Raw genomic sequence first — 23,439 nt, forward strand, 5'->3', positions numbered from 1 at the left:
AGCCGCGGATGGACATCCTCCGCTTCGCCACCGCGGGCTCCGTCGACGACGGCAAGTCGACGCTCATCGGCCGGCTCCTGTACGACTCGAAGTCGATCTTCGAGGACCAGTTGGAGGCCGTCGAGCGCACCAGCGTCGACCGCGGCGAGGAGTACACCAACCTCGCGTTGCTCACCGACGGCCTGCGCGCCGAGCGTGAGCAGGGCATCACCATCGACGTCGCCTACCGGTACTTCGCGACGCCACGCCGCAAGTTCATCATCGCCGACACCCCCGGGCACACCCAGTACACCCGGAACATGGTGACGGGCGCGTCCACGGCGGACCTCGCGATCATCCTGGTGGACGCGCGCAAGGGCATCCTGGAGCAGTCGCGGCGGCACGCGTTCCTGACGACGCTGCTGCGGGTCCCGCACCTGGTGGTCGCGGTGAACAAGATGGACCTGGTGGACTACTCCCAGGAGGTCTTCCAGCGGATCCAGGACGAGTTCACCGAGTTCGCGTCGAAGCTGTCGATCGGCGACCTGACGTTCATCCCGATCTCGGCGCTGCACGGCGACAACGTCGTCGAGCGGTCGGTGAACATGCAGTGGTACGAGGGCGCGAGCCTGCTCCACCACCTGGAGCACGTGCACATCGCCTCCGACCGCAACCTCGTGGACGTGCGCTTCCCGGTCCAGTACGTCATCCGCCCGTACAAGTCGACGGACGCGGAGCTGCACGACTACCGGGGTTACGCGGGCCAGGTCGCGGGCGGCGTGCTGAAGCCGGGCGACGAGGTCGTGCACCTGCCGTCCGGTCTTTCCACGACCATCACCCACATCGACGGCCCGAACGGCCCTGTCGCCGAAGCCTTCCCGCCGATGACGGTGACGCTGCGGTTCGCCGACGAGATCGACATCTCCCGCGGCGACATGATCTGCCGCCCCAACAACCAACCCCGCTCCACCCAGGACCTGGACGCGATGGTGTGCTGGATGAGCGAGGCCCGCTCCCTGGCCCCCCGCTCCAAGCTCATCCTGAAGCACACCACCCGAACCGCCCGAGCCATGGTGAAGAACCTCCACTACCAACTGGACGTCAACACCCTGCACCGCAACGAGGAAGCCACCGAACTCCGCCTCAACGAGATCGGCCGCATCACCCTCCGCGTCACCCAACCCCTCTTCGTAGACGACTACGCCCGAAACCGCCTCACCGGCGGCTTCATCCTCATAGACGAAGCCACCAACAGCACCGTAGCCGCCGGCATGATCACCGGCTAAATCCCCTCCTCCCGAAGCCCCGGCCCCCAACGGACGCCGGGGCTTCGCCTTTCCCACCACGCAGAGAGACAAGGCCATGCGAGGAACCCGCTCTTCTTCTCTTCAAGGGCGGACGACTTCAGTGGCCTAACAGCTCCGAACGGGTGTGATCGTGTCTGCGGCGCAGGCCACGGCCCTTCCGCGCTCTCGTACCCGTGCCGCGACTGTCCCTGTCCCGCGCCGTCTCGTCGGCATAGGCGATCCGCCCGTCATGCACCACGACCGCGAACGGCGTTGGCGGCGTGTTCGGAGACGACGGGCAGGAACAACTAGCTCCGGCCTGGCGGTCGAGCTGCTCGGTTGAGGCTGCTTCGGCCTGCCTCGCCTTTGACTGAGGTGGGTGGGTGCCGGTTGTTTCCCGAGTGTCAGCGCTTGGCTTCGGTAGGCTCGGCGCATGGTCGTTTCTCGCCAGGTGCGCTTGAGGAAGCCCGTTGCGCCGAAGCTTCCGGCGAACCTCGCCGTTGCGGATCTCCCGGACGGGGTCGCTGATGACGGCGCATATCTGTCGCTGTTGTTCGCCGGGCAGGATCTGTCTGGTCAGGCCGCCGAGGATGTGGAGTTCGAGCGGTGCCGGTTCACCGGCGGGAGCCTGGCGGGAATGAGGCTGTGGCGTGGCCGGTTCACCGACGTGGAGTTCAGCGACGCGGATCTGGCCAACACGGCCTTTGTTGATGGTCTGGTGTTCAACGTGGAGGTCTCGCGGAGTCGGGTAACCGGGGCCCGGTGGACGGACTGCGGTCTCAAGGACGTGTTGTTCGACGGGTGCCGGGCGGATCTGACGCATTTCCGGATGAGCAAGCTGCGCAACACCGTTTTCCGGGACTGCAATCTGGAGCAGGCCAACTTCCAGGGCGCGGACCTGTCCGGGGTGCGGTTCGAGGACTGTCGTCTCAACGGCGCGCAGTTCTCGGGCGCGACGATGACGGGGACGAGGTTCTCCGGCTGCGACCTTTACGGGATCGCCGGCATCGACAGCCTCAAGGGCGTGATCGTGAAGAGCGCCGACGCGCAGAGCCTGATGTGGGCGCTGGCGTCGGCCCTCGGCATCACGATCGAGGACTAGCCGACGGAGCCAGGACGGGTGACGCTAGCGACGAGTTCGATACGGCGGAACCCGGCCCGCACCTGGTCGAAGTCCAGCGTCTGCGCGAAACCGGTCAAATCGGCCAGGAGCCCTTGACCGTAGGGGGTGAAGAGATCCTTCATGCCGTTCAGGCCCTGGCAGCAGTCATTGAGGGAGACCGCGAACGCGTTTACGAGATCGGTCTTGCCGCGCCGGTGCTGCATATACATGAGCGGCACCGCGACGATCGCGGAGTGGAACGCCTTGTCGAAGGGGCGGAGTTCGCCGACCTTGACCGCGGACACCACCCGATTGTTGTGCTGGGCAAGCTCGTCGGTGGGCAGCGTGTAGAGCCGGTTCACCATGTCCAGCACGAACAGGTTGAGGTGGGTGGCCTCGTGCACGATCGTTTCAGCGAAGTCGTTGACGCGCCAATCCGGTCCCGGGCTGATCGCGACCAGTCCCGGCAGCTGGGAAGCCGACCCGCCGCCGGTGGCCTGCGAGGTGAGGAGGACGACGTCGGTCACCAGGAGATCGGTGATCAGGCCCAGCTCGGGGAACGTCTCGCGGACGTACCGGATCGCGGCCTCCAGCTGCGCCGACCACAGTTCGCGATCGGCTTCGCGGGTGGCGGCGACGCCACGGAAGATGTTCTCGAACACCTTGTTGTCGGACAGGTAGGAGCCCCAGGCTCCATCTTCGAAGGTGATCGCGACGCCTTCCGGAGGCGGGGCATAGGGACGTTTGCGGGCGATGGCGCGCCGGTAGGCGTCGGGTAGGTCGGCGAAGGTCTGGGGAGGGGTATCCCCTGATGCCCGGACCAGCCGCCCCACCGCTTCCACGGTGTGGACCACGTTGAGGAAACGCATGAGGGGATACCTCTCCTGTTTCAGGGTCGGATCGTGCAGGGTGCCGACCAGCTCACGGTCTGGTCGGGCGGGATCAGGTCCAGCCGCCCATCATCGAGCTGTTGTCCGCGCCTTCGAACGCGGTCACGTTGTCGACGTGGTCGCGGATCTGGTCGGGCCGGTCAGCGCCCAGTCCGGCGAGCGCGAAGTCCGCCAGCTTGGTCAGCTCGAGGGCGACAGGGCCCTTCGGTTCGGTCAGGATGGTCACGGGCTCCTCCAAGAGCCTCGGGCATCACCCCTCTTCGCGGGGTGGTGCTGGGACCCGCCGAGACGGCCCTGGGCCTCTACTCCGGAGGCCGTCTCGGCGGGGGTTCACAGAAACACGCGGGCCCTACGCGCCTCGACCGCCTGCGGCCGATAAGCCTCAGCGCGCCGAATAGCCTTGTCCGCCGATGCCGGATCTGTCATTTGATACCCATCGTCGATGGCCCTTGTCAGGGAGTTCCTCAGGTGCCTCCCCATCGTGAGATGGCCCGGCTAGGCTCGGGAAGGGGATAGACCTCTACATGTGCCCGGACTTGGCTACACCTGGTTTGTAGACCCCTGTAGGCGCCAGAAAGGTCCGCTAGTGCCCGAGATCGACCCCACGCGATCCATCAAAGAGTTCTTCGTCTTCCACATGATTCGGCTGCGCACGGAGGCCAGGATGTCCCAGGCGCAACTGGCTGCCGCCATCCCCGTGTCCGCGAGCCTGATTGGCCACATCGAGAACCTCGTCCGCAAGCCCACCATGACCGTGGCCAAGGGCCTCGACCGAGTCTTTGACCTCGATATTTTCTTCGTGGGGCTCATCCCACGCGTTCAAGAGGAATCAGGGCTGGGCGTCGCGTTCGCGAAGTACACGGACGAGGAAGCTCGGGCGGACGAGATCTCCATCTACACCCAGTGGGTCTTCCACGGCATCGTCCAGTGCGAGGCATACGCCCGAACCGTCCTGCGGGCTGGAAACCATGCGGACCAACTAGACGGTAAGGTGGCCGAGCGCCTGAGCCGCCAGGACCGATTCTCAGAGAATCCGCCGTACCTCAACCTGATCATTGCCGAAGCTGCACTTCGCAACCTTGTCGGTGGTCCGGAGGTTATGCGGTCACAACTCGAACATATTCTTGAGCTGGCCACGCACCCGAAGTTCAACGTCTGGGTCGTTCCAGCAGGATCCACTGTCTACCCTGAGTCGTCGTTCACCCTCCTCGGATTCGACAACGACCCCACCATCGGCTACATCGACGGCGCCGGAGGCCACGGGGAGTTTGTAGAGGCGGGCAGCGGTGTCACGCGGCTAAACGGCCTATATAACATGATCAGGACGGCGGCCTTGCCAACCGAGGACTCGCTTCAGATGATCCGCGCGATGTTGGAGAACATGTGACCACGAGGGACTTCTCCTTCGCCACCTGGCGTAAGAGCAGCTACAGCGGCCAGGAGGGCGGCAACTGCGTCGAACTCGCTGACGGCGCGGCGGTCATCGGCGTGCGCGACTCCAAGAACACCCACCTCCCCCACCTGACGATCGGATGCTTCTCATTCCGGGCGGTCGCGGTCGGCATCAAGCGAGGAGACGTCGACCTCTGAGCCTGCGCCAGAAGCCCCCGGGCATCCGGGGGTGTTGTTGGGGGTTAGGGGAGGGGGGTGGCGGTTTGGGTGGGGTGGAGGCGGCCTCGGAGGGTTACTTCGCCGGTGATTTTCCAGTGGGTGGCTTCGGTGGGGGTGGCGGCGGAGAGGACGGGGGCGGCGGCCAGGAGGCGGGTGGGGGTTTGTTTGGCTAGGTCGGTGAGGCGGGCGGCTTCGTTGACGGGGTCGCCGATGACTGTGTATTCGAAGCGGTGGACGGCGCCTACGTGGCCGGCTACGACCTCGCCGCCGGAAACGCCTACGGCTGCGGTGATTTCGGGGACTTCGGTGGCTAGGCGGGTGGCCAGGGTTCGGGCGGCGGCGAGGGTGCGGGTGGGGGCGTCGGTCAGGTGGACGGGGGCGCCGAAGACGGCAAGGGCCGCGTCGCCCTCGAACTTGTTGATCCAGCCGCCGTGTTCCTCCACAACGTCGACCACCACGGCGAAGAACTTGTTCAGTAGGGTGACGACCTCGATGGGGGGACGGGTCGCGGCCAGCCGGGTCGAGCCGACCAGGTCGACGAAGATCACGCAGACGTCGCGGAGTTCACCGCCCAGTTCGACGCCCTGCTCCAGGGTGAGGCGGGCGACGTCGGCGCCTACCTGGCGGCCGAAGAGGTCCTGGATCAGTTCGCGTTCGCGGAGCCCGGCGACCATGTGGTTGAACCCGGCCTGGAGCTGGCCGATCTGGCTGCCGTCGTACACGGGCACCTCGACGTCGAGGTCGCCCCGCTCGACCCGGCCGATCGCGTGCCGCACCGACTCGATGGGGGCGGCGACGGCTTTCGCGGCCAGGTAGGTGATCGCGACGCCGACGATCAGCGCCGTCGTGCCGAGCGCCACCGACACCCAGACCATCTGTTCGGCGGCGACGTCCGCGCCGAGCAGCACGACGGCCCCGAACACCAGCAGTCCGAGGACGGGGATCGCGGTGCCGAGCGTCCAGGCGAGCACCAGTTTGGCGACGACGCCGGGCACACCCGAATCGGAGGGCACCTCGGTGCTGAGCGCGTCGGTGACAGCCCGCCGCAGCAGCCGTTCGGTCATCAGGTAGATGATCGTGCAGGTCGTCAGCCCGCCGAGCAGGCAGGTGAGCCCGAGCTTGAGCGCGAGCAGCGGCGCGAACCACAGGTTGACCAGCGCCCATCCGACGCTGGCGAGCCCCCACAGCGCGAAGTGGACCCGCATCATCCGCAGCGGCGCGCGCAGCACCAGTCGGCGTTCCTCGTCCTCCAGCCGCCGGTCCACGAGGAACAGCCGCCGCAGCGGCCGGAACAGCCGCAGCCCCCAGGCGGCGCCCACGATGATCGCCACCGTCAGGTAGCCGAGCAGGAGCGCGGTGTTGAACCGCCGCACCGCCGCCTTGTCCTCCAGGTCGACCGGGTCGGGCAGCACCACGATCGCGAGCGCCAGCACCACGAGTGCCCCGCCGATGTTCGCCACCAGCACGCTGAACAGCACGAGCCGCCGCGTCCGCCGCTCGACGTCCGCCCGGGACGCCCCGGCCCGCCCGTCGAGCAGCCGTTCCACCAGTCCCATGGCCCCCACCCTCTTCCGCCCGAAGACCCCGCATCACACTACGACCGGCTTCGCACCCCGATAACACACCGCGACCCTCAAAACCCACGCCAACCCCAAACCCCACACCCTTGACAAGCCCCAGGCGGCGTCAGTCGGTGAGGGTCTGGACGGGGTGGTCGTCGGCGGAGGAGGTGAGGGGGGCGCGGGTGCCGTTGGGGGTCGGCTTGGGGTCGGCGGGCGCCGTGGCGGACGGCTTGGGCCGGGGCTGTTCGGGCAGGGTGACCAGGCCGAGGAGGGGCGCGCCGACGCGGTCGACCTGGCGGAGGGCGTCGGTGACGTGGCCGAGTTTGGCGCGGTGGGTCTCGACGACGATGAGGGCGCCGTCGGAGCGGGCCGCGATCGCCTGGGCGTCCGCCCCCAGAGCGGCCGAAGGCGCCTCGATGACGACGTAGTCGACCTTCTCGCGGAGCCGGACCAGGACCTCGTCCAAGCGGATGCTCTGCAACAGGTCGACGGCGCGCTCGACGGCCTGGCCGGGCCCGATGACGGTGAGGGCGGGCGACTCGGTGGTGCGGAGGGTGACCTCGCGGAGCGACGCCTTGCCGAGCAGGAGTTCGGCGAGGCCCGGCTCGCCGCCCCGGCCGAGGTGGGTGTGCCCGCTGCCCGCCTCCAGGTCGGCGGTGATGAGCACGGTGTTCCAGCCGATCCGGGCGAGCGCGGCGGCGGTGTTGGCGGCGACGGCGCCCGCGCCCGCCCCGGTGGCCGCGCCCGCGACCATCACCACGTGTGAGCCGGTGCCGAGCGACGTGGCGATGGCGTGCGCCAGTTCGTGGAACGCCTGGCCCTGCCGGTGCCGCGCGGACAGCAGCCCGAGCGGCGGCGCGCCCCGGCGCGCGGGCGGCAGCGCGAACGCGGCGACGAGCCCGAGCCGCCGTTCCAGGTCGCCCGCGCTGTGCACCCGCCGGTCGAGCCGTTCCAGCAGGATCGCGGCGATGACGCCGACGAGCAGGCCGACCGCGAGGCCGCTCGGCAGGTACCTGCCGGGCCTGGGGTCGACGGGGTCGGCGGTGAGGAGGGCGTCGGTGATGATCTCGCCGGGGGTGATGTTCGCGGCGGTGATCTTGGCGGTGGAGAGCTGGTCGGTGAGCGACTGGAGTTGGGAGAACAGCAGGCTCTTCTGCTGCGGCTCCTTCTCGGCCGACCATTCGCGGGTGATGTTGGCGATCTGCGTCTCCAGCGTCTGGAGCTGCGGGTTGATCACCTTGAGCGCGCTGTCGGTGCGGCTGCTGAGGTAAGCCTGTCCGAACGCCTGGGCGCAGTCGCGCGCCTCGATGGGTTCGGGCGCGGTGCACGTCAGATACAGGACTGTCGAGTCGTTCGGCACCGTCACCGTGATCTGCCGCGAAAGCTCCTTGGGCGACTTCTCCGTCTTGAGGGCGCGTGCCGCGATCTGCGCGACGTTGAGCGACTTGACCCGCTGTGACTCGGTCTGGAGGTTGATGTCGTTCCGCGACGACGACTGCCCGCCCGTCCCGGCGACGCCGGTGGACGTCACGTTGACGACGACGAACGACGCGTACTTCTCCGGCACGAGCACAACGAGCCCGGCGGCGAGCGCGAGGAACACACACGCGGCCTGGGCGACGACCCACCAGCGTCGGCGCAGCATCGCCACGTAGTCGGCGAGCCCCTGGGCGGGGGCGCCGGGCACCGAGCCGGTGAGATCTCGCACAGCCGCTTCCCCTCGTGACCACGCGCCCGTCCCGGCCGTGTGAACGCCTTCCGCGGGTAAAGATACCTTGACGTACCGCGCCCGGACGATGGGCGCGATGTTCCCTTCCTGTTTATCGCCGGTTCATCCTGCTAAATCCTCGTACATCTACCGGGCGGGGATGATTCACGTCATTTCGGCGCGCCGGAGCCGGACCCTGTGCACGCCGATCCCGACCGCCGCGGCGAGCATGAGGACCGCGAACACCGCGAGCGGCGTCTTGCCGAACCCGCCCGTGCCGCCCGCGCCGCCCGCCTCGTCGCTCGGCCGTGGGGTGCGCGCGGTGTCGGCGGAGCCGGGCAGCGGCACCTGCCAGATCGGCTGCCGCACTCCCTCGGAGCCGACGAGCAGCGCGTGCCCGGCCCTGGTGAACGTGACGCCCTCGCCCTGCCGCTGCGGCGGCAGGTGCACCCTGACGGGCGGGTGTGTGACGGCCCCGGCGACGTCCCCGTCGGGCACCCACCACACGTAGGCGTCGGTGCCGTTGCGGATGACGAAGCGGTCGCCCGTCACCGAGAACGCGCCGCCGGACGCGGCGGGCACCGGCAGCGTCGCGGTGACCAGTTCCGGCACGTTGACGTCGGTCGTCACCGGCCGCGCGGGCAGCGCCCAGAGTTCGGCGGCGGCCGGGGCTGCCGCGCTCTGGTGGATCGCGTCGCTGTCGCCGCCCTGCCCGGACGTCCGCGCCCGCGTCTTGGTGACCAGGTACATCCGGCCTGTTCCGGGCTGAAGTAGGAGCGTCTCGACGTTGCGGGATTTTCCGTCGGGGTAGCGGAACCGGAAGATGTGGATGCCGGTCGCGGTCTCGCGGGAGCCGTCGGGCTCGTCGAGCTGGATGAGCCGGAACGTGCGGCGCGGCGCCTGGTTCCGCGCGGCCCGCACCTGGGAGGCGTCGCCGGTGTCGGCGATGACGGCGATCCGCCTGCCGTCGGCCAGGACGCCCGTCGCGAGGTCCTCCCAGTCCTCGTTGCTGCCGGGCGGGAGTTCGACGGTGTAGGCGGTGCGGCCCCTGCGGTCGAGGGCGTACAGCGCGGTGGAGCGGCGCGCGTCCTGGAGGGTGAGGAGCTTCCCGTCGGCGGTGAGGGCGAGGCCGCTGGCGTTGTCCAGGGCGCTGTCGGCGACGACGGACAGCACCTTGGCCGTCCGAGGGTCCGCCGCCGCTCCAGCAGGAAGCAGGGCAGCAGCGAGTACGGCGACGGTGAGCGCCCGGCCTGCGGGGATGAGCATCGGCGGCCCTCGGGGGGAGTGAAGCTTGCGTAACGGACCCGTGCATTATGAGGTCATAACAGTAAACTTTCGGCAATCATTGGGTGTGCTGTTTTGACAGTGACCGAGAGGTCGTCCGGAATGCGCGCGGCGGGCACCGCGCACGGGGGAAAGGACGTTCGGTATTGACCGGGCCTGCGCGCATGGGCGGTGCCGCACGCGGCGCGGCGGCGGTTTCGGTGGTCGTCGCCACCCGCGACCGTCCCGGCCTGCTGGAGCGGGCGGTGCGGGCGGCGCTCGACCAGCGGTACGCCGGTGACGTCGAGGTGCTCGTTGTGTTCGACCAGGTCGAGCCGCGCGCGCTCGACGTAGGGGAACTCCCCGAGGGCCGGACGCTCCGGACGCTGCGCAACACCAGGACGCCGGGCCTGCCGGGCGGCCGCAACACCGGCATCGACGCCGCCACGGGCGCGTACGTCGCGTTCTGCGACGACGACGACCACTGGGTCCCGGACAAGCTCGCCGCCCAGCTCGCGCTCTTCGCCGAGCACCCCGGCAGCGTCGCGGTCGGCTCGGGCGTCGAGGTCCACACGGACGGGAAGGTGACGCCCCGCCTCGTCCCCTATCCGGCCGTAGAGCTGAGGCACCTGCTACGAGACCGTGTCTTCGCGCTGCACCCGTCAACCGTGACGGTGCACCGTGAGCGGCTGCTGGCACGGGTCGGCTACGTGGACGAGGAGATCCCCGGCGGTTACGCGGAGGACTACGACTTTGTCCTACGCATCGCCAAAGCGGCCCCGATCCCCTGTGTGCCGCGCCCGCTCACCGTCGTCACCTGGGGCGGCTCGTTCTTCGCCGACCGCTTCGCCGTCATCGCCGACGCCCTCGCCTACCTGCTGGACCGCCACCCCGAGTTCGCCGACGACCCGGAGGGCAGGGCCCGGATAGAGGGCCAGATCGCCTTCTACCGTGCAGCCTCCGGAGCCCGTGCCGACGCGCGGGGCTGGGCCGTGCGGGCGCTGCGTGGCAACTGGCGTGAGCCGCGCTCCTACCTTGCGTTGGCGATGGGCCTGCGGCTGGTGAGCGCGCCGGGTGTGCTGCGCGCGCTCAACGCGCGGGGCCGGGGGGTCTGAACCACGGTGGCGCTCGTCGCGAACTACCGGACTTATGTCGCGCCCCGGAGCGAACTGCCCACGTGGCCGTTCGTGTGCGCGTTCGGCGCGTTCCCGGTGCTGTGGCTGGCCGGGCTCGGCGGGTTCGCCGCGACGTTCGCGAGCCTGCCGGTGCTGCTCCTGCTCGTCTTCCGCCGGGACGTCAGGCTGCCCGCCGGGTTCCTGCTGTGGCTGCTGTTCCTCGGCTGGACGGTGCTGTCGGCGACCCAGCTCGACACCTCGGGCCGGATCATCGGATACGCGTTCCGGCTCCTCAGTTATGTGTCGGCTGCCGTCCTTTTTGTCTTTGTCTGGAATACCCGGTCACAGAATCTAAGTGCCCGCCGGATATGCGGGGTTTTCACGGTATTCCTCGGCTGGGTGGTGATCGGCGGCTGGCTCGGTGTGCTCGTGCCGAAAATGTCCATCACCACGCCGATGGAGCAGATTCTGCCCGGCGCGTTGAAGAGCAACTCCTATGTCTGGGAACTCGTCCACCCGAAGTTCGCCGAGATCCAGTACCCCTGGGGCGCGCCCGAGCCTTACGTGCGGCCGAGCGCGCCGTTCGCCTACACCAACACCTGGGGCAGCCATTTTGCGCTGCTCGTCCCGTTCGCCGTCTGCTACGCCACGATGTGCGCGGGGAGGCGGCGGTTCGCGGCGCTCGCGCTCGTGGTGCTCGGCCTGGTGCCCGCCTTCGCCACGCTGAACCGTGGCATGTTCCTGTCCCTGTGCGTCGGCGTGATCTACGTGTCGGTCCGGCTGGCGCTGCGCGGCCAGGTGTTCCTCATGACGGCCGTCGGGGCGCTCCTGGCCGCCGCCCTGTACGCCGCGTACGCGCTCGGCGTCTTCGCGCTCATCAGCGCGCGCACGGAGTACAGCCCTACCAACGACGCGCGCTCGAACCTCTACGAGGAGGCGTTCACCAGGACGCTGTCCTCACCCCTGATCGGGGCCGGATCACCCCGTCCGTCGCTCACGCTGAGCATCTCCGTCGGCACCCAGGGCCAGTTCTGGAACATCATGTTCTCCTACGGTTTTGTGGGGCTCGCCCTGTTCTGCGGGTTCGTCTGGTGGCTCGCCCTCAGCTCCCGGAACGCGCCGGGCCCGCTGGTCTGGCTGCACGCGGTGCCCGTCATGGCCTCGTTCATGCTCTTCTTCTACGGGCTCGACGGCTCCCAGCTCGTCCTGATCTTCGTCGCCGGGGCCGTCGCGGTGTCCCGGGCGCACGAGTACGCGCACGCGCGGGCGCCCGCCCGCCCCACCGGCATCACGGGAGGGCTGAGATGACCGAGGCGCCCCCGCGCGCCGCCCTGCGCGAGACGGCCAGGGGCGGCATGGTCGGGCTGCTGGGCGCCGTCGTGGGCGCGGCCGGAGGGTTCGCCCTGACGGTCGTCGTCGCGCGCGCGCTCGGGCCGGAGACCACCGGCGTGTTCTTCATCGTGGTGGCGCTCGTGACGATCGTCGGCGAGATCACCGAGCTGGGCGCCGACACCGGGCTGGTCCGGATGGCCGCCGCCGAACGGGCGCTCGGCCGGACGGGCGCGCTGCGGCACCTGCTGCGCACCGCGCTCGTGCCCGTCGCGATCGTCAGCGTGCTCGCCGCCGCCGTGCTCGCGCTGCTCGTCGAACCGCTCCTGCCGGTGCTCTTCGACGGCGGCCTCGACGAGGCGGAGCTGTTCCTGTACCTGGGCGTCCCGGCCGTCGCGGTGTGGGCGCTGCGGACCGTCGCGCTCGCCGGGACCCGTGGGCTCGGCAGCGTCGCCTCGTTCGCGCTGGTCAACAACGTGGCGCTGCCCGCCGCCCGGCCGCTGCTCGTGCTCGCCTGCCTGGTGCTCGGGCTGCCCGCCTGGACCGTCATGGCCTCCTGGACGCTGCCCGCCGTCGCCGCCGCAGGGGTGGCGCTGTGGCTGCTGTGGCGGGTGCTGCGCCGCGTCGAGCGGGACGAGCCGCCGACCGCGCCCGCCCCGCCGCGCCGCGAGACCACCCGCGCGTTCTGGTCGTTCTCCGGCGTGCGCGGGGTCGCCGCCGCCGTCGAGATCGCCATCATCTGGCTGGACGTGCTCATCGTCGGCGCGATGGTCGCCGCTTTCGACGCGGGCCTGTACGCCACCACGAGCCGGTTCATCACCACCGGCACCCTCGTGCTCGCCGCCACCCGGATCGCGATCGCGCCGCAGATCTCGGCGCTGCTGGCGCGCGGCGCGAAGCCCGAGGCGGAAAGGCTCAACGCCGTCGCCACCACCTGGATCGTCGCCGGGTCGTGGCCGCTCTACCTCGTGCTGGCGCTCGGCGGGCCGTTCGTGCTGACGCTGTTCGGCCCCGAGTTCGCCGAGGGCGCGACGGCGCTGGCGATCCTCAGCGGGGCGATGCTCGTGTCCCTGCTGGCCGGGAACGTCCAGACGGTGCTGCTCATGGGCGGCAAGAGCAGTTGGAGCCTGGCCAACAAGGCGCTGGCGCTGGCCGTGATGATCGTCGCCGACCTGCTGCTGGTGCCGTCGCACGGGATCGTCGGGGCGGCGGTCGGGTGGGCGCTCACCATGGTCGTCAGCAACGGGCTGGCGGCCGTCCAGGTCAGGTACGGGATGCGGCTGCGGCTGCTGCCGTCGGGCCCGCTGAAGGTCGCGCTGGGCGCGCTGGTGTGCTTCGGCGGCGCGGGCCTGGCCGTCCGGGCGGCGCTCGGCATGGACGGCCCCGCGTTCGCCCTCATGTGCGCGTCGGGCGGCATCGCCTACGCCGGGGTGCTCTACGCGCTGCGGAGCACCCTCCACCTTGACGAGCTGCTCGGCGCCGTCAGGCGCGGGAAGGGAAGGCGGGAACATGGCTGACGGGCTCGCGGGACGGCTCAAGGACGTCTCACCGCGCTGGGTCAAGGACCTGGCCAACACGGGAACCCGTGCCTACGCGGTGCGCACGGCGTCCCGCAGGCACCTGCCCGACTTCATGATCGTCGGGACGAAGCGCGGCGGCACCACCTCGATGTGGAACTACCTGGTGCGGCACCCGCACGTCATGCCGATGTATCCGCCTTCACGCGGCCTGAAGAGCCCGTGGTACTTCTACGCGAACTACGCCGAGGGCGACGACTGGTACCGGTCGCACTTCGCCACCGAAGCCGAGCTGGACAGGGCGGAGGCCAGGACGGGCGTCCGGCCCCTCACCGGCGAAGCCTGCCCCTACTACCTGTACGACCCGCGCATCCCCGGCCGCGTCCACGCCATGATGCCGGAGCTGAAGGCCGTCATCCTGCTACGCGACCCCGTCAAGCGCGCCTACTCGCACTTCTGGGAGCGCACCGGAGAGGGCGACGAGACCCTGACGTTCGAGGAGGCGCTCGCCGCCGAGCCCGCGCGGACCGCCGGGGAACTCGACCGGATGGAAGCCGACCCGTACTACTACGGCCGCGCCCACGACTACTTCTCTTACCGCGACAGGGGCGTCTACCTGCCCCAACTCCAGCGGTGGGCGGCGCTTTTCGGACGGGAACGGATGCTCGTCATGTCCGCCGAGGAGATGTACGCCGACGAACAACGCGGACTCGACAAGGTGTGCGCGTTCCTCGGACTTCCCGCGCATCCGATGCGCGCGGCCCGGCGGCACAACCACCTTCCCGCGCCGCCGATGAATTCCACGACCAGGGAAGAGCTCACCGAGTTCTACCGGCCGCACAATCGCGCGTTGTTCTCCTGGCTCGGCGAGGATTACGGATGGCCCGCGTAGCCATTCCGTTCTCGGCATCACATTGACACACTCAGAAATATTTCCCTAGGGTCGGTCGCTGCGGACGCATCCGTCCCTCGGGGGGCTCGGGCTACTGGTCCTCAATGGGGGCTTTCTCATGCAAGCGTTCATCTCGTTCCGGAAATCTCGCCGGAACTGGCGGACGGCGGTCGGAGCCGCCGTCGCCGTCCTCTGCGCCGGGACGGTCCTCGCCGTCCCCGGAACCGCCGCGGCGGCCCCGAACGACGGGCTCACGGCCGCCACGGCCGCCCCGTCGTGCTGGGCCGTCAAGCAGGCGCACCCGGCCAGCGCCAACGGCGTCTACTGGCTGCAGACGCCCGCGCTCGTCACCGCGCAGCAGTTCTACTGCGACATGACGACCGAAGGCGGCGGCTGGGTCCTCGTCGGCCGCGGCCGCGACGGCTGGAACTTCGCCTACCCGGGGCAGGGCACCCCGGCACAGGTGCGCAACACACCGTCGGGCACCGGGGCGTTCGCGCCCGCGACCCTGCCGGGCGACACCATCAACGGGCTCCTCAACGGCACCAACGTCAAGGACCTCCCGGACGGCGTCCGGCTGCGCCGCGCCACCAACGCGGCGGGCACCTCTAACCAGGAGATCCGCTACCGGTTCTCCCGCACCAAGACCTGGTCCTGGACGTTCGACGGAGGCAACGTCCTCAACCAGGTGAAGTTCGGGAGCAACACCTACAACGAGACGCTGAAGACGGACAACGTCGCGAAGGACAGCATCCTGCTGCCCACCCAGCGCGTCACCACCACCCAGAACGCCGCGAAGAACTACAAGAAGGGCTTCGCGCACGGCACCCGCGTGTCCGGCGGCTCCAACGCCGCGACGAACCACCTGTGGACGTACACGAACGAGGGCTCGCCGCTCGCGTTCACCCAGGTGTGGATCCGCCCGCAGGTCACCACGGTGAACTACGGGACCGTCCCGGACGAGGGCCTGCCGCCCGCGCTCAACGAGCCGCTCGTGTCCAGCACGACAACACCGGTCGAATGGGGCGTCACCGGGCTGAAGACCGGCACCCAGACCGAACAGGACATCGAGGTGCACGCGCTCGCCACCCTCGGGAACACCCTGTACGTCGGCGGCACCTTCTCGTTCGTGCAGAAGGGACCCAACCCGGGGCCCGGCGAGAAGATCGACCAGCCTTACCTCGCCGCCTTCGACGTCAACACCGGCGCCTACCTGCCCGCGTTCGCGCCCGCCGTCAACGGCCGCGTCTGGGACCTCCAGGCCGCCGGAGACAAGGTGATCGTCGCGGGCGAGTTCACCAACATCAACGGCGTCGCCGACACCGCCGGTATCGCCGCGCTCGACCCGGCGTCCGGCGCGGTCGTGCCCGGCTGGCGGGCCTCCGTCACGCTGACCGACGGCAGCCCCGCCCTCGTCCGCGCGCTCGACCTCCAGGACGGGTACGTCTACCTCGGCGGCAACTTCACCCGGCTGCGCGGCGGCAACCCCGTCGGGGCGCCCATCACGCTCAGCCGCTCCGGCCGCGTCGAGGTCGCCACCGGCAAGCCCGACCCGCAGTGGAAGCCGCAGTTCAACGGCAGCGTCATCGAACTCGACGCCACCGACGACCGCGTCTACTTCGGCGGCTACTTCACCCAGTTCGCCGGGGCGCCCGCGCGCAAGCTCGCCGTCATCACCACGTCGAAGCCGCCCGCCCAGGTCACCGGGCTCAACGACCAGAACTGGGTGCCGAGCACCACAAACGTGGACAAGCAGTACCGGCAGACGATCCGCGAGACGACCGGCGGCAACGTCTGGATCGGCGGCTCCGAACACGACTTCCAGCTGTACAGCGGCAGCACGTTCGACCGGGTCACCGGCGGCGTCACCCGGCAGGGCGGCGACCTCCAGACGTCCATCGAGATCGACGGCGTCATGTACGGCGGCTGCCACTGCTGGAACTTCTTCTTCCCCGGCGCCACCGACTGGGTCACCCCCACGAACGGGCCCGGCTACGACGCCGTCCAGCAGATCAAGGGCATCGGCGCGTTCAACGCCGAGACCGGCGAGTACCTGCCGAACTTCTGGCCCAGCGCCCTCGACACCCGCAAGGGCCTCGGCCCCTGGGAGATGATCGAGGACGCCAACAAGTGCCTGTGGTTCGGCGGCGACTTCACCCGCGGGTCCTGGAACGCCGCCACCGGCTCCTACCAGTGGCTCGGCGGATTCGGCCGACTCTGCTCGACCGACACCGAGGCCCCGCCCGTCCCGACCAACCTCCGGATCGACGCGGTGGACGCCACCACCGTCCGGCTCCGGTGGAACGGCACCGCGGGCGACCCGTCCATCAAGTACGAGCTCCTCAAGGACGGGCGGGTCATCGCCACGTCCCTGGGCGGCTGGAACCACACAGACACGCTCGACGGCGCGTCGCACCGCTACGTCGTCCGCTCCATGGACGCCGCAGGCAACCGATCGGCCTCCACACCGGTGCTCACAGCTCCCTGACCCACCCAGGAGAAAGCCGTGCGTCAAGCCTCCGCCCTCTCCACCGCCCTCGTCCTCGCCGCCCTGTGCCTCACCGCGTGCGACGACCCGACCCCGTCCGCGGGCGGCCCGGGAGAGGGCGGAGGCCCGGCCCACACGGGCTCCCCACACCCGAACGCCTCCGGCGCCGACGGTTCCGGACCGGACGGCTCGAACCCGAACGCTCCGGGCGGAAGCGGGTCGAACCCGAACGGTCCTGATGGTTCAGGCATGAATCCCCATGACCCGGACGGGGCGGGTTCCAACCCGAACGCTCCGGGAGGCTCCGGCTCAAATCCGAACGGTCCGGGCGCTCCGGGTGTGAATCCCAGCGGTCCGGGAGGGAGCGGTTCGGACCCCAACGGTCTGGGAGGCTCCGGCTCGAACCCGAACGGTCCGGGCGCTCCGGGTGTGAATCCGAACGGTCCGGGAGGGAGCGGTTCGGACCCCAACGGTCTGGGAGGCTCCGGCTCGAACCCGAACGGTCCGGGCGCGGACGGGACAAACCCGAACGGCTCGGGCGCCGACGGCTCGGGGCCGGGCGGCGACGCGCAGCCGTCGCAGGATCCCGGCGGCGCTGCCGGGACGTCGGCCAAGTGCCGGGTGAACGCGAAGCTCGTCCCGTCGTGCGGCGCGCTGTGGGGCGTGTACGTGCGCAACGGCTGGGTGGACTCCAGCCTGACGGGCCTGGAGGCGAAGGTCGGCCGCAGGTTCGCCGTCTTCATGCGCTACGTGGACTGGCGCGCCCAGTTCCCGGACGCCTCCGCGCGGCGGCTCGGCCAGACAAGGCACCTGTTCGTCTCCTGGGACACCCGCGACTACAAGTCCGGCGAAGTCATCAGATGGCGTGACGTCGCCAACGGCGCACACGACGGCGTGGTCCGGGCGGCGGCCCAGCGCATGAAGTCGTTCGGCCGCCCGGTGTTCCTGTCGTTCGACCACGAGATGGAACTCCACATCGGCCAGCGCCGCAACAGCGGCACCGCCGCCGACTACGTGGCCGCCGCCCGCCGGGTCCACGGCATCTTCACCAGCGTCGGCGCCAGGAACGTCGTCTGGGTCTTCACCCTCAGCGGCGGCCTGTGGGGCGACCAGGCCGCGAAGATGCGCGCCCTCTACCCGGGCGACGCCTACGTGGACTGGGTCGGCTGGGACCCGTACAACTTCTACCGCTGCCACAACTCCCCCTGGGAGTCCTTCGCCCAGTCCATCGACACCAGCTACCGCTGGTTCGCCCAGGGCATCGCCCGCAACAAGCCGCTCATCCTCCCCGAGTACGGCACCGCCTGGGACCCGTCCAACCCGTCCCGAGCCGCCCGCTGGCACGACTCGATCCCCTCGGTCCTCAAAACCCGCTACCCCAAGATCAAGGCCCTCATCCGCTGGGACTCCGACGTCGTCAACAACGGCATCCGCTGCCACCTCCCCATCGACTCCGGCCCCGGTATGCTCCCCTCCTTCCGCAAAGCGGGCCTCGACCCCTACCTCTCCGCCCGCTAACCCACCCCACCGGCTGTCCCGCTCGGTGCGGGCGCGCTCGGCCATCAGCGCGCGCAGCCCGTCGGCGTCGACGGCGTCGCCGCGCGCGATCTCCGCCTCGGCCGCCCGGATCTCGTCGAGCGCTCCCGGCGTCGACAGCAGGTCCAGGGTCTCCGCCAGCGCTGGATGGGGGCGTGTCATGGGCGGCGGAGGGTGGGGAGGTGGCGGCGGGGGGATGTCAGCAGGTCGTCGATGAGGGACGTGAAGGTGGTGAGGGTGGGGGTGAGGTCGGTGGGGGTCGGGGGAGTGCGGTGGGGGGTGGTGAGGGAGGTGGTGAGGAGGGTGTGGAGGGTGGGGGCGGAGTCGGGGAGGAGTATGGCGTTCTGGGTGGACAGGAGGGTGGTGAAGCGGATCTGGTGGTTGTCGACGTGTTCGCCGAGGGCGGCGTTTCGGGGGACGACCAGGGGGAGGAGTCCGGCGTTTCGGGCGTCGGTGATGGTGCCGGGGCCGCCGTGGCAGACGACGGCGGTGGCCTCCGCCAGCAGGGAGAGGAGGTCCTCGTGGGGGAGGATGGTGTGGCATTCGGCGCCCCGAGGGGGGCGGGAGGTGCCGTGTTGGGCCACGCAGCGGACGGCCGGGTGGGCGGCCAGCCAGGGTTCGAGCCAGTCCATGAGGCGGTTGAACGGGTGGTGGTCGGTGCCCACGGTGACGACGATCAGGGGGGTGTGCACGGCTGGCCTTCCTAAGGTCGGCTAGAGGAGGGGGCCCAGGACGACGCCGTGGGGGTAGACCTTCTTCTGTTCCTCCCACTGTAGGAGGAAGAGGTCGGTGAAGGGTGTGCAGAGGCGGCCGGTGAGGGTGGCGGAGTCGACGCGGTCGTAGACCTCGATGTAGACGGTCCGGCAGCCCAGGAGACGGCCCAGCACAAAGAAGGGGAGGGCGACTCCCGCGCCGGTGCTGACGATGACGTCCGGGCGGTCCCGTAGCAGCATGCGGAAGGCGAGCAGGAGGTTACGCGCCAGGTTGGGGAGGTTGCGGGTCGTCGGGTGATGGCCCCAGCGGACGGTCTCGTCGCGCAGCAGGGACACCGCGTCGGCCTTGTCGAAGGTGACCCAGACGCGTTCGTGCCGCGACCACCAGGGCCGCAGCCGGTGCAGTTGGGCGAGGTGGCCGCCGGGGGAGCAGACCAGGAGTACCTTCACGCGGGGGCTCCGATGCCGTCGAGGACGTCGAGGAACGCGGGGTGCAGGGCGGGGTTCCAGCCTCCGCCGCCGCGCCGCAGCCGCCAGGTGCGGGCGGCCATCTCCAGGAGGTAGAGGTCGGCGGCGGACGGGTCGCCCAGCTCGGCGGCCGCCGACTCCCGCACGGCCAAGGCCGCCGAGGCCAGGGGACGGCCGCGCAGCACGAGCGCCACCTGGAACCGCCAGTGCAGCAGGTCGAGCCCGAACGGCACGCCGGGCGCGCTGTGCTCCCAGTCGAAGACCTGGGGGACGCCCCGGTGGGTGCCGAGGTTCCAGGGCACCCAGTCGCCGTGCCAGCGCCCGAACTCCCGCTCGGCGGTGCCGTGTAGGGCGGCCACCCGGTCGAGCGCGCCCCGGAGCGCCGCCCTGAACTCCTCGTCTGACGCGTCACCGGGCGGCCCGGAGACGTCCTCAAGAAGCCGCTTCCAGAAGGGCGACCCCTCCAACGTCCCGTAAGACAACGGCTCGGCCAATGCCCGTGACAGGTCGAGCGGAGGAGGCCGGTCGGGATCCCGGTGCCCCCGGACGCGCGCGGGCAGCGGCGCCGTGACGGTGACCGTCAGCCCCCGCCACGTCCCGTGATGCAGCACCGAGGGCACCCGCGCGGCGGCCAGTTCGGGCAGCGCCGTGATCGCGGCAGCCTCCGAAGCGGCAAGGCCCCGCGTCGCGGCGTTCCACCCGACCTTCGCGTAACCCACGGACTCGCCGGCGGGTGAGAACAGTTGGAGCGTCGGCTTTGAGTTCGGATCGACCGGCCGCACCCCCACCCCGAACACCACCGGCCGCCCGAGCGCCGCCCCGAGATACCCGCAGATCAGCGCGTCGTCCTCCGCCACCCCGTCAGGCAGAGAGACGGTCAGCCGTGGCAGCATCACCCCGGCGCCCAGAAGCAGCCCGCCTCCGAGCACCCCCCGGACGACCCGTGTCTTCACCGGCCGTAGCGCGTTGTACCGCAGCAGCGAGGCGGCGGCCACCCGCCGCGAGGCCAGCGGCACCAGGAACTGCGCCCGCGCCGCCGACGGCACCACCGCGTACGTCGCGACGGCCCGGTACCCCGAAGGCGCGCCCGACAGGGAGACCACCGCAGGAGACGGCCACAGTTGCGCGACGAGCGCCCTCAGCCCCGGTCCGCAGGAATCCGGTCCGGTCGCGCCGAGAGTCTCCATGCCCGCCTTCCGCCCAGCCCGCCCAGAACCGGGTCAAGCCTAGCGAAGCCCCGCCGGACAGGCCCGCCATAGCCGGATAAGGCCGCCCGCTCGCGAGGCCCGGTGGTGGCCGTCGCACCGGTCGGATCCCCGTATAAGCGGATAAAGGGCTCGGCGCCGGACGTGCGGTCAGGCGGCGTGGGCGTGGTGACTGTCGGGCTCGCTTTCGGCCTCGGGGGCGCAGTCGTCGCAGACGAGGAGGACGTCGCCGTTCTGGAGGCGGCCGACGGGCCGCTGGGGGCGGGGCCAGCGCTTGCCGCAGGACGCGCAGGCGGAGCCCCGGCGCTGGGCGCGGCTCAGGCCGTCGGCGGCGAACACCCGCCGGGGTACTTCTTGTTCTTGGCTCATGGCCTGTCCGGGATGGGAGCGGTCGGTGGCCCCATGGTGACGCGCCGGGCCGCTTTCGGCCATGCGCGGGGAGTCCCTTTCCCAACCGGTGGGCAAGATTTCACCTGCCCCTCGGGTCAGCCGCCCTGGGGCCTGATCCACCCGCCCGCCGAGAGGTGCTTCAGCACCTCGTCGACACAGTCGGCGACGGCACGCCCGGTCGTGTCGAGCACGAGTTCGGCGTCCGTGGGCGTCTCGTAGGGGTCGGAGATCCCGGTGAACTCGGGGATCAGCCCGGCCCGCGCCTTGGCGTACAGGCCCTTGCGGTCGCGCCGCTCGCACTCGGCGAGGGGCGTCGCGACGTGGATGAGCACAAAGTCGCCGACGGCCTCGACCATCCGGCGTACCTCGGCGCGGGTGGCCGCGTAGGGGGCGATCGGCGCGCAGATCGCGAGGCCGCCGTGCCGGGCGATCTCGGCGGCGACGAACCCGATGCGCCGGATGTTGAGGTCGCGGTCGGCCTTGGAGAAGGTGAGCCCGGCCGAGAGCATCTGCCGGACGACGTCGCCGTCCAGGAGGGTGACGGTCCTGTCTCCGCGTTCCACGAGCGCGTCCGCCAGCGCGCGCGCGACGGTCGACTTGCCCGAGCCGGAGAGCCCGGTGAAGAACACGGTGACGCCCCGCTCGTGCCGGGGCGGCCGTGCCCTGCGCAGTTCGGCCGCGACGGCGGGCGGCGTGAACCACTCGGGGACGGCCGAGCCCCGGTCCAGCAGCTCACCCAGCTCCGCCTCGGTGAGCGCCGCCCGCCGGTGTCGTTCGTCGATCCGGGCGACGGGCCGCCACACCTCCACGTCGGTGTCATAGGCCCACGGCTCAGGCGAGACGACGGTGAGCGGCGCGTCGCCTACGGGAGCCTCCGACAGCAGGTGGGTGGCCCCGTAGGCGGCGGCCACATGGGCGGCCAGCGCCCTGTCGCGGGCGGCGTCGGCGCGCGGCGCGAGGTTCACCGTGACGATCTCGGCGCCCTCGGGCAGTTCCCGGTGCACCGCCAGCAGCGCCCGGACGAGTTCCTGCTCGTGCGCCCCCGACAGCAGCGCGAGGACGAGCACCGGCAGCCCCAGCTTCTCGGCGGTCTGCCGGATCTGCCCGAGTTCGCGCCGGTGCAGCGGCGCGCGCGTCGCGACGGCCAGCACGGGCCGGGCGGCCTCGCCGGGCGCGGGCGGCCTCCGCCGCAGCCGCCGGAACGCCCCGTAGACGGGCTCGCGCAGCGGCGTCAGCGGCCCGGCGAGCCGCACGGTGCCCGCGGGCGCCGCCGGGTCCCGCCACGCCTCGGTGACCTCCAGGACGGCGAGCGGCACCGTCTCCGGGTCCTGGAGCACGATCCGCTTCGCGTCGGCGAGCGCCTCGGGCCCGGTCAGCACGACCGGCGCGGGCCAGGGCGTCCCGTCGGTGAGCCGCCCGCCCGCGGCGACCGTCGCGGCGTCCAGCGGGCCGAGGAACCCGGTCAGCGGCCGGAACGCGCCGGCCAGGAGCTGTTCGAGGTCGGCGAGTTCGGCGGGGGCGGGGGTCAGCGAGGCAAGACCGTGCAGGTCCGCCGACAGTGCGTTGCTCACCCGGGCAAAACTACCTCCCCCGGGCCCGCCGAACTCGCCGCCGGGGCGCGACCGCCACGGATCAGATGATCCGGGCGAACCGGTTCTCGGGTTTGCGGATGACCAGCGACAGTTCCGCGTGCGTCGAGGTGAACCTGCCGTGCGTGAGGATCGCCACGAGCCGGGCCAGCACCCGCACGGGTGTGCCCACCGGAACCCTGTGCACGTGCGCTTCGGCGATGACGAGCCCGCGCATGAGGCACCAGGCCCGGAACCCGGCGAGGGAGCTGACGGGCTCGAACACGGGCGCGGGCGTGTCCTGGGGACGCTCCCCGCGCGATCCGCCGGCGCCGAGGAAGGCGAGCACCCTGCGCGGCACCGCCCTGCGCAGCAGGCCCTGCGCGCTGTCCCTGTCGATGAACCGGACGAGGAGGAGGCCGCCGGGCTTGAGCGCCGCCACCATCCGGTCCATGACGAGTTCGGCGTGCGCGATCCGCTCGATGAGCGCGTCGGCGTGCACCACGTCGAAGGAGCGCGGCGGTAGCGGGGCGCTGCGCAGGTCGCCCAGGTGGTAGGCGTCCAGGTCGGTCCTGGCCATGGTCCGGGAGCGCAGCGCTGGCGTGTCCACGTCGATCCCGGTGACGTGCCCGGTGACGCCCTCGGGCAGCCGCAGGCCCGGTCCGCGGCCGCAGCCCGCCTCCAGCACGTGGAGCTTGGTCAGGCCCTTGTCCAGGGCGTGCAGGCGCACCCGCTCGGCGAACAGGTCGGGGTCGGGGCCGCCGCCCGCGACCGGGCGGTCCCGTACAGAAAGCTCCGTCATGGTTCCGCAGCGTAT

Annotated in this window: 21 protein-coding genes; 10 read left to right on the forward strand and 11 right to left on the reverse strand. The window is 70.7% G+C overall.

All coding sequences use genetic code 11. The features are described from left to right. The first annotated feature begins 8 nt into the window (after window positions 1–8). A complete protein-coding gene (locus LO762_RS01135; RefSeq protein WP_230612806.1) occupies window positions 9–1,265 on the forward strand; it encodes a sulfate adenylyltransferase subunit 1 in 1,257 nt (418 codons plus the stop codon). A gap of 433 nt (window positions 1,266–1,698) precedes the next feature. Further along, entirely contained in the window at window positions 1,699–2,367 is a 669-nt protein-coding gene (locus LO762_RS01140; protein WP_230611607.1) for a pentapeptide repeat-containing protein, read from the forward strand. On the opposite strand, the gene LO762_RS01145 is transcribed toward LO762_RS01140, so the two are convergent. Both LO762_RS01145 and LO762_RS01150 read right to left on the reverse strand, forming a co-directional pair. Further along, window positions 2,364–3,236 carry an HEXXH motif-containing putative peptide modification protein gene (locus LO762_RS01145; RefSeq protein ID WP_230611609.1) on the reverse strand — a complete coding sequence of 291 codons (873 nt, stop codon included), beginning with the start codon at window positions 3,234–3,236 and terminating at the stop codon, window positions 2,364–2,366. The two genes, LO762_RS01140 and LO762_RS01145, sit on opposite strands and share 4 nt — an antisense overlap. A 73-nt stretch (window positions 3,237–3,309) precedes the next feature. After that, entirely contained in the window at window positions 3,310–3,483 is a 174-nt protein-coding gene (locus LO762_RS01150) for a hypothetical protein (RefSeq protein ID WP_230611611.1), read from the reverse strand. Window positions 3,484–3,843: 360 nt separating this feature from the next. On the opposite strand from LO762_RS01150, the gene LO762_RS01155 reads away from it, so the two are divergent. Then, window positions 3,844–4,644, forward strand: coding sequence for a helix-turn-helix transcriptional regulator (locus LO762_RS01155; RefSeq protein ID WP_230611613.1), 801 nt, complete (start codon window positions 3,844–3,846; stop codon window positions 4,642–4,644). Beyond that, a complete protein-coding gene (locus tag LO762_RS01160) occupies window positions 4,641–4,847 on the forward strand; it encodes a DUF397 domain-containing protein (RefSeq protein ID WP_230611615.1) in 207 nt (68 codons plus the stop codon). The genes LO762_RS01155 and LO762_RS01160 overlap by 4 nt, the downstream gene beginning before the upstream one ends. 44 nt (window positions 4,848–4,891) lie before the next feature. Here the strand turns inward: LO762_RS01160 and LO762_RS01165 are convergent, their stop codons facing one another. The 3 genes from LO762_RS01165 to LO762_RS01175 form a co-directional block, all read right to left on the reverse strand. Continuing rightward, the gene (locus LO762_RS01165) at window positions 4,892–6,424 is read right to left on the reverse strand and encodes an adenylate/guanylate cyclase domain-containing protein (RefSeq protein WP_230611617.1); all 1,533 of its coding nucleotides are present in this window, start codon (window positions 6,422–6,424) and stop codon (window positions 4,892–4,894) included. 130 nt (window positions 6,425–6,554) lie between these two features. Then, window positions 6,555–8,138 carry a Wzz/FepE/Etk N-terminal domain-containing protein gene (locus LO762_RS01170; RefSeq protein ID WP_230611619.1) on the reverse strand — a complete coding sequence of 528 codons (1,584 nt, stop codon included), beginning with the start codon at window positions 8,136–8,138 and terminating at the stop codon, window positions 6,555–6,557. A gap of 165 nt (window positions 8,139–8,303) precedes the next feature. Further along, window positions 8,304–9,404, reverse strand: a complete 1,101-nt coding sequence (locus tag LO762_RS01175) for a hypothetical protein (RefSeq protein ID WP_230611622.1) — start codon at window positions 9,402–9,404, stop codon at window positions 8,304–8,306. A 182-nt stretch (window positions 9,405–9,586) separates the two neighbouring features. Here LO762_RS01175 and LO762_RS01180 point away from each other — a divergent pair, with 182 nt between their 5' ends. The 6 genes from LO762_RS01180 (at window position 9,587) to LO762_RS01205 (ending at window position 18,260) form a co-directional block, all read left to right on the forward strand. Further along, a complete protein-coding gene (locus tag LO762_RS01180) occupies window positions 9,587–10,516 on the forward strand; it encodes a glycosyltransferase family 2 protein (RefSeq protein WP_230611624.1) in 930 nt (309 codons plus the stop codon). 6 nt (window positions 10,517–10,522) lie between these two features. After that, a complete protein-coding gene (locus LO762_RS01185; protein ID WP_230611626.1) occupies window positions 10,523–11,824 on the forward strand; it encodes a hypothetical protein in 1,302 nt (433 codons plus the stop codon). Further along, window positions 11,821–13,362 carry a polysaccharide biosynthesis C-terminal domain-containing protein gene (locus LO762_RS01190; RefSeq protein ID WP_230611628.1) on the forward strand — a complete coding sequence of 514 codons (1,542 nt, stop codon included), beginning with the start codon at window positions 11,821–11,823 and terminating at the stop codon, window positions 13,360–13,362. Before LO762_RS01185 ends, LO762_RS01190 begins: the two co-directional genes overlap by 4 nt. Next, on the forward strand, window positions 13,355–14,254 hold the full coding sequence (locus LO762_RS01195; protein WP_230611630.1) for a sulfotransferase domain-containing protein: 900 nt from the start codon (window positions 13,355–13,357) through the stop codon (window positions 14,252–14,254). Before LO762_RS01190 ends, LO762_RS01195 begins: the two co-directional genes overlap by 8 nt. Before the next feature lie 118 nt (window positions 14,255–14,372). Continuing rightward, window positions 14,373–16,742 (forward strand): fibrinogen-like YCDxxxxGGGW domain-containing protein, encoded by a 2,370-nt coding sequence (locus tag LO762_RS01200; protein WP_230611632.1) that lies wholly within the window; start codon window positions 14,373–14,375, stop codon window positions 16,740–16,742. 429 nt (window positions 16,743–17,171) lie between these two features. Continuing rightward, complete coding sequence (locus tag LO762_RS01205; protein WP_230611634.1) at window positions 17,172–18,260, forward strand: glycoside hydrolase family 26 protein; 1,089 nt, start codon at window positions 17,172–17,174, stop codon at window positions 18,258–18,260. 176 nt (window positions 18,261–18,436) lie between these two features. Here LO762_RS01205 and LO762_RS32280 read toward each other — a convergent pair whose 3' ends face one another. The 6 genes from LO762_RS32280 to LO762_RS01235 form a co-directional block, all read right to left on the reverse strand. Continuing rightward, window positions 18,437–18,970 (reverse strand): glycosyltransferase, encoded by a 534-nt coding sequence (locus tag LO762_RS32280; RefSeq protein ID WP_308103171.1) that lies wholly within the window; start codon window positions 18,968–18,970, stop codon window positions 18,437–18,439. A gap of 21 nt (window positions 18,971–18,991) precedes the next feature. After that, on the reverse strand, window positions 18,992–19,441 hold the full coding sequence (gene pssD / locus LO762_RS01215; RefSeq protein WP_230611636.1) for a PssD/Cps14F family polysaccharide biosynthesis glycosyltransferase: 450 nt from the start codon (window positions 19,439–19,441) through the stop codon (window positions 18,992–18,994). Next, window positions 19,438–20,646, reverse strand: a complete 1,209-nt coding sequence (locus tag LO762_RS01220) for a hypothetical protein (RefSeq protein WP_230611638.1) — start codon at window positions 20,644–20,646, stop codon at window positions 19,438–19,440. Before LO762_RS01220 ends, pssD begins: the two co-directional genes overlap by 4 nt. Window positions 20,647–20,814: 168 nt before the next feature. Then, window positions 20,815–21,033: a hypothetical protein gene (locus LO762_RS01225; RefSeq protein ID WP_230611640.1), complete on the reverse strand. Its 219-nt coding sequence runs from the start codon at window positions 21,031–21,033 to the stop codon at window positions 20,815–20,817. 116 nt (window positions 21,034–21,149) lie between these two features. Continuing rightward, the gene (gene cysC / locus LO762_RS01230; RefSeq protein WP_230611642.1) at window positions 21,150–22,625 is read right to left on the reverse strand and encodes an adenylyl-sulfate kinase; all 1,476 of its coding nucleotides are present in this window, start codon (window positions 22,623–22,625) and stop codon (window positions 21,150–21,152) included. Window positions 22,626–22,686: 61 nt separating this feature from the next. Continuing rightward, complete coding sequence (locus LO762_RS01235) at window positions 22,687–23,424, reverse strand: bifunctional 2-polyprenyl-6-hydroxyphenol methylase/3-demethylubiquinol 3-O-methyltransferase UbiG (RefSeq protein ID WP_230611644.1); 738 nt, start codon at window positions 23,422–23,424, stop codon at window positions 22,687–22,689. Window positions 23,425–23,439: the final 15 nt, after the last annotated feature.

Source organism: Actinocorallia sp. API 0066 (assembly GCF_020991275.1).
Taxonomy (GTDB): domain Bacteria; phylum Actinomycetota; class Actinomycetes; order Streptosporangiales; family Streptosporangiaceae; genus Actinocorallia.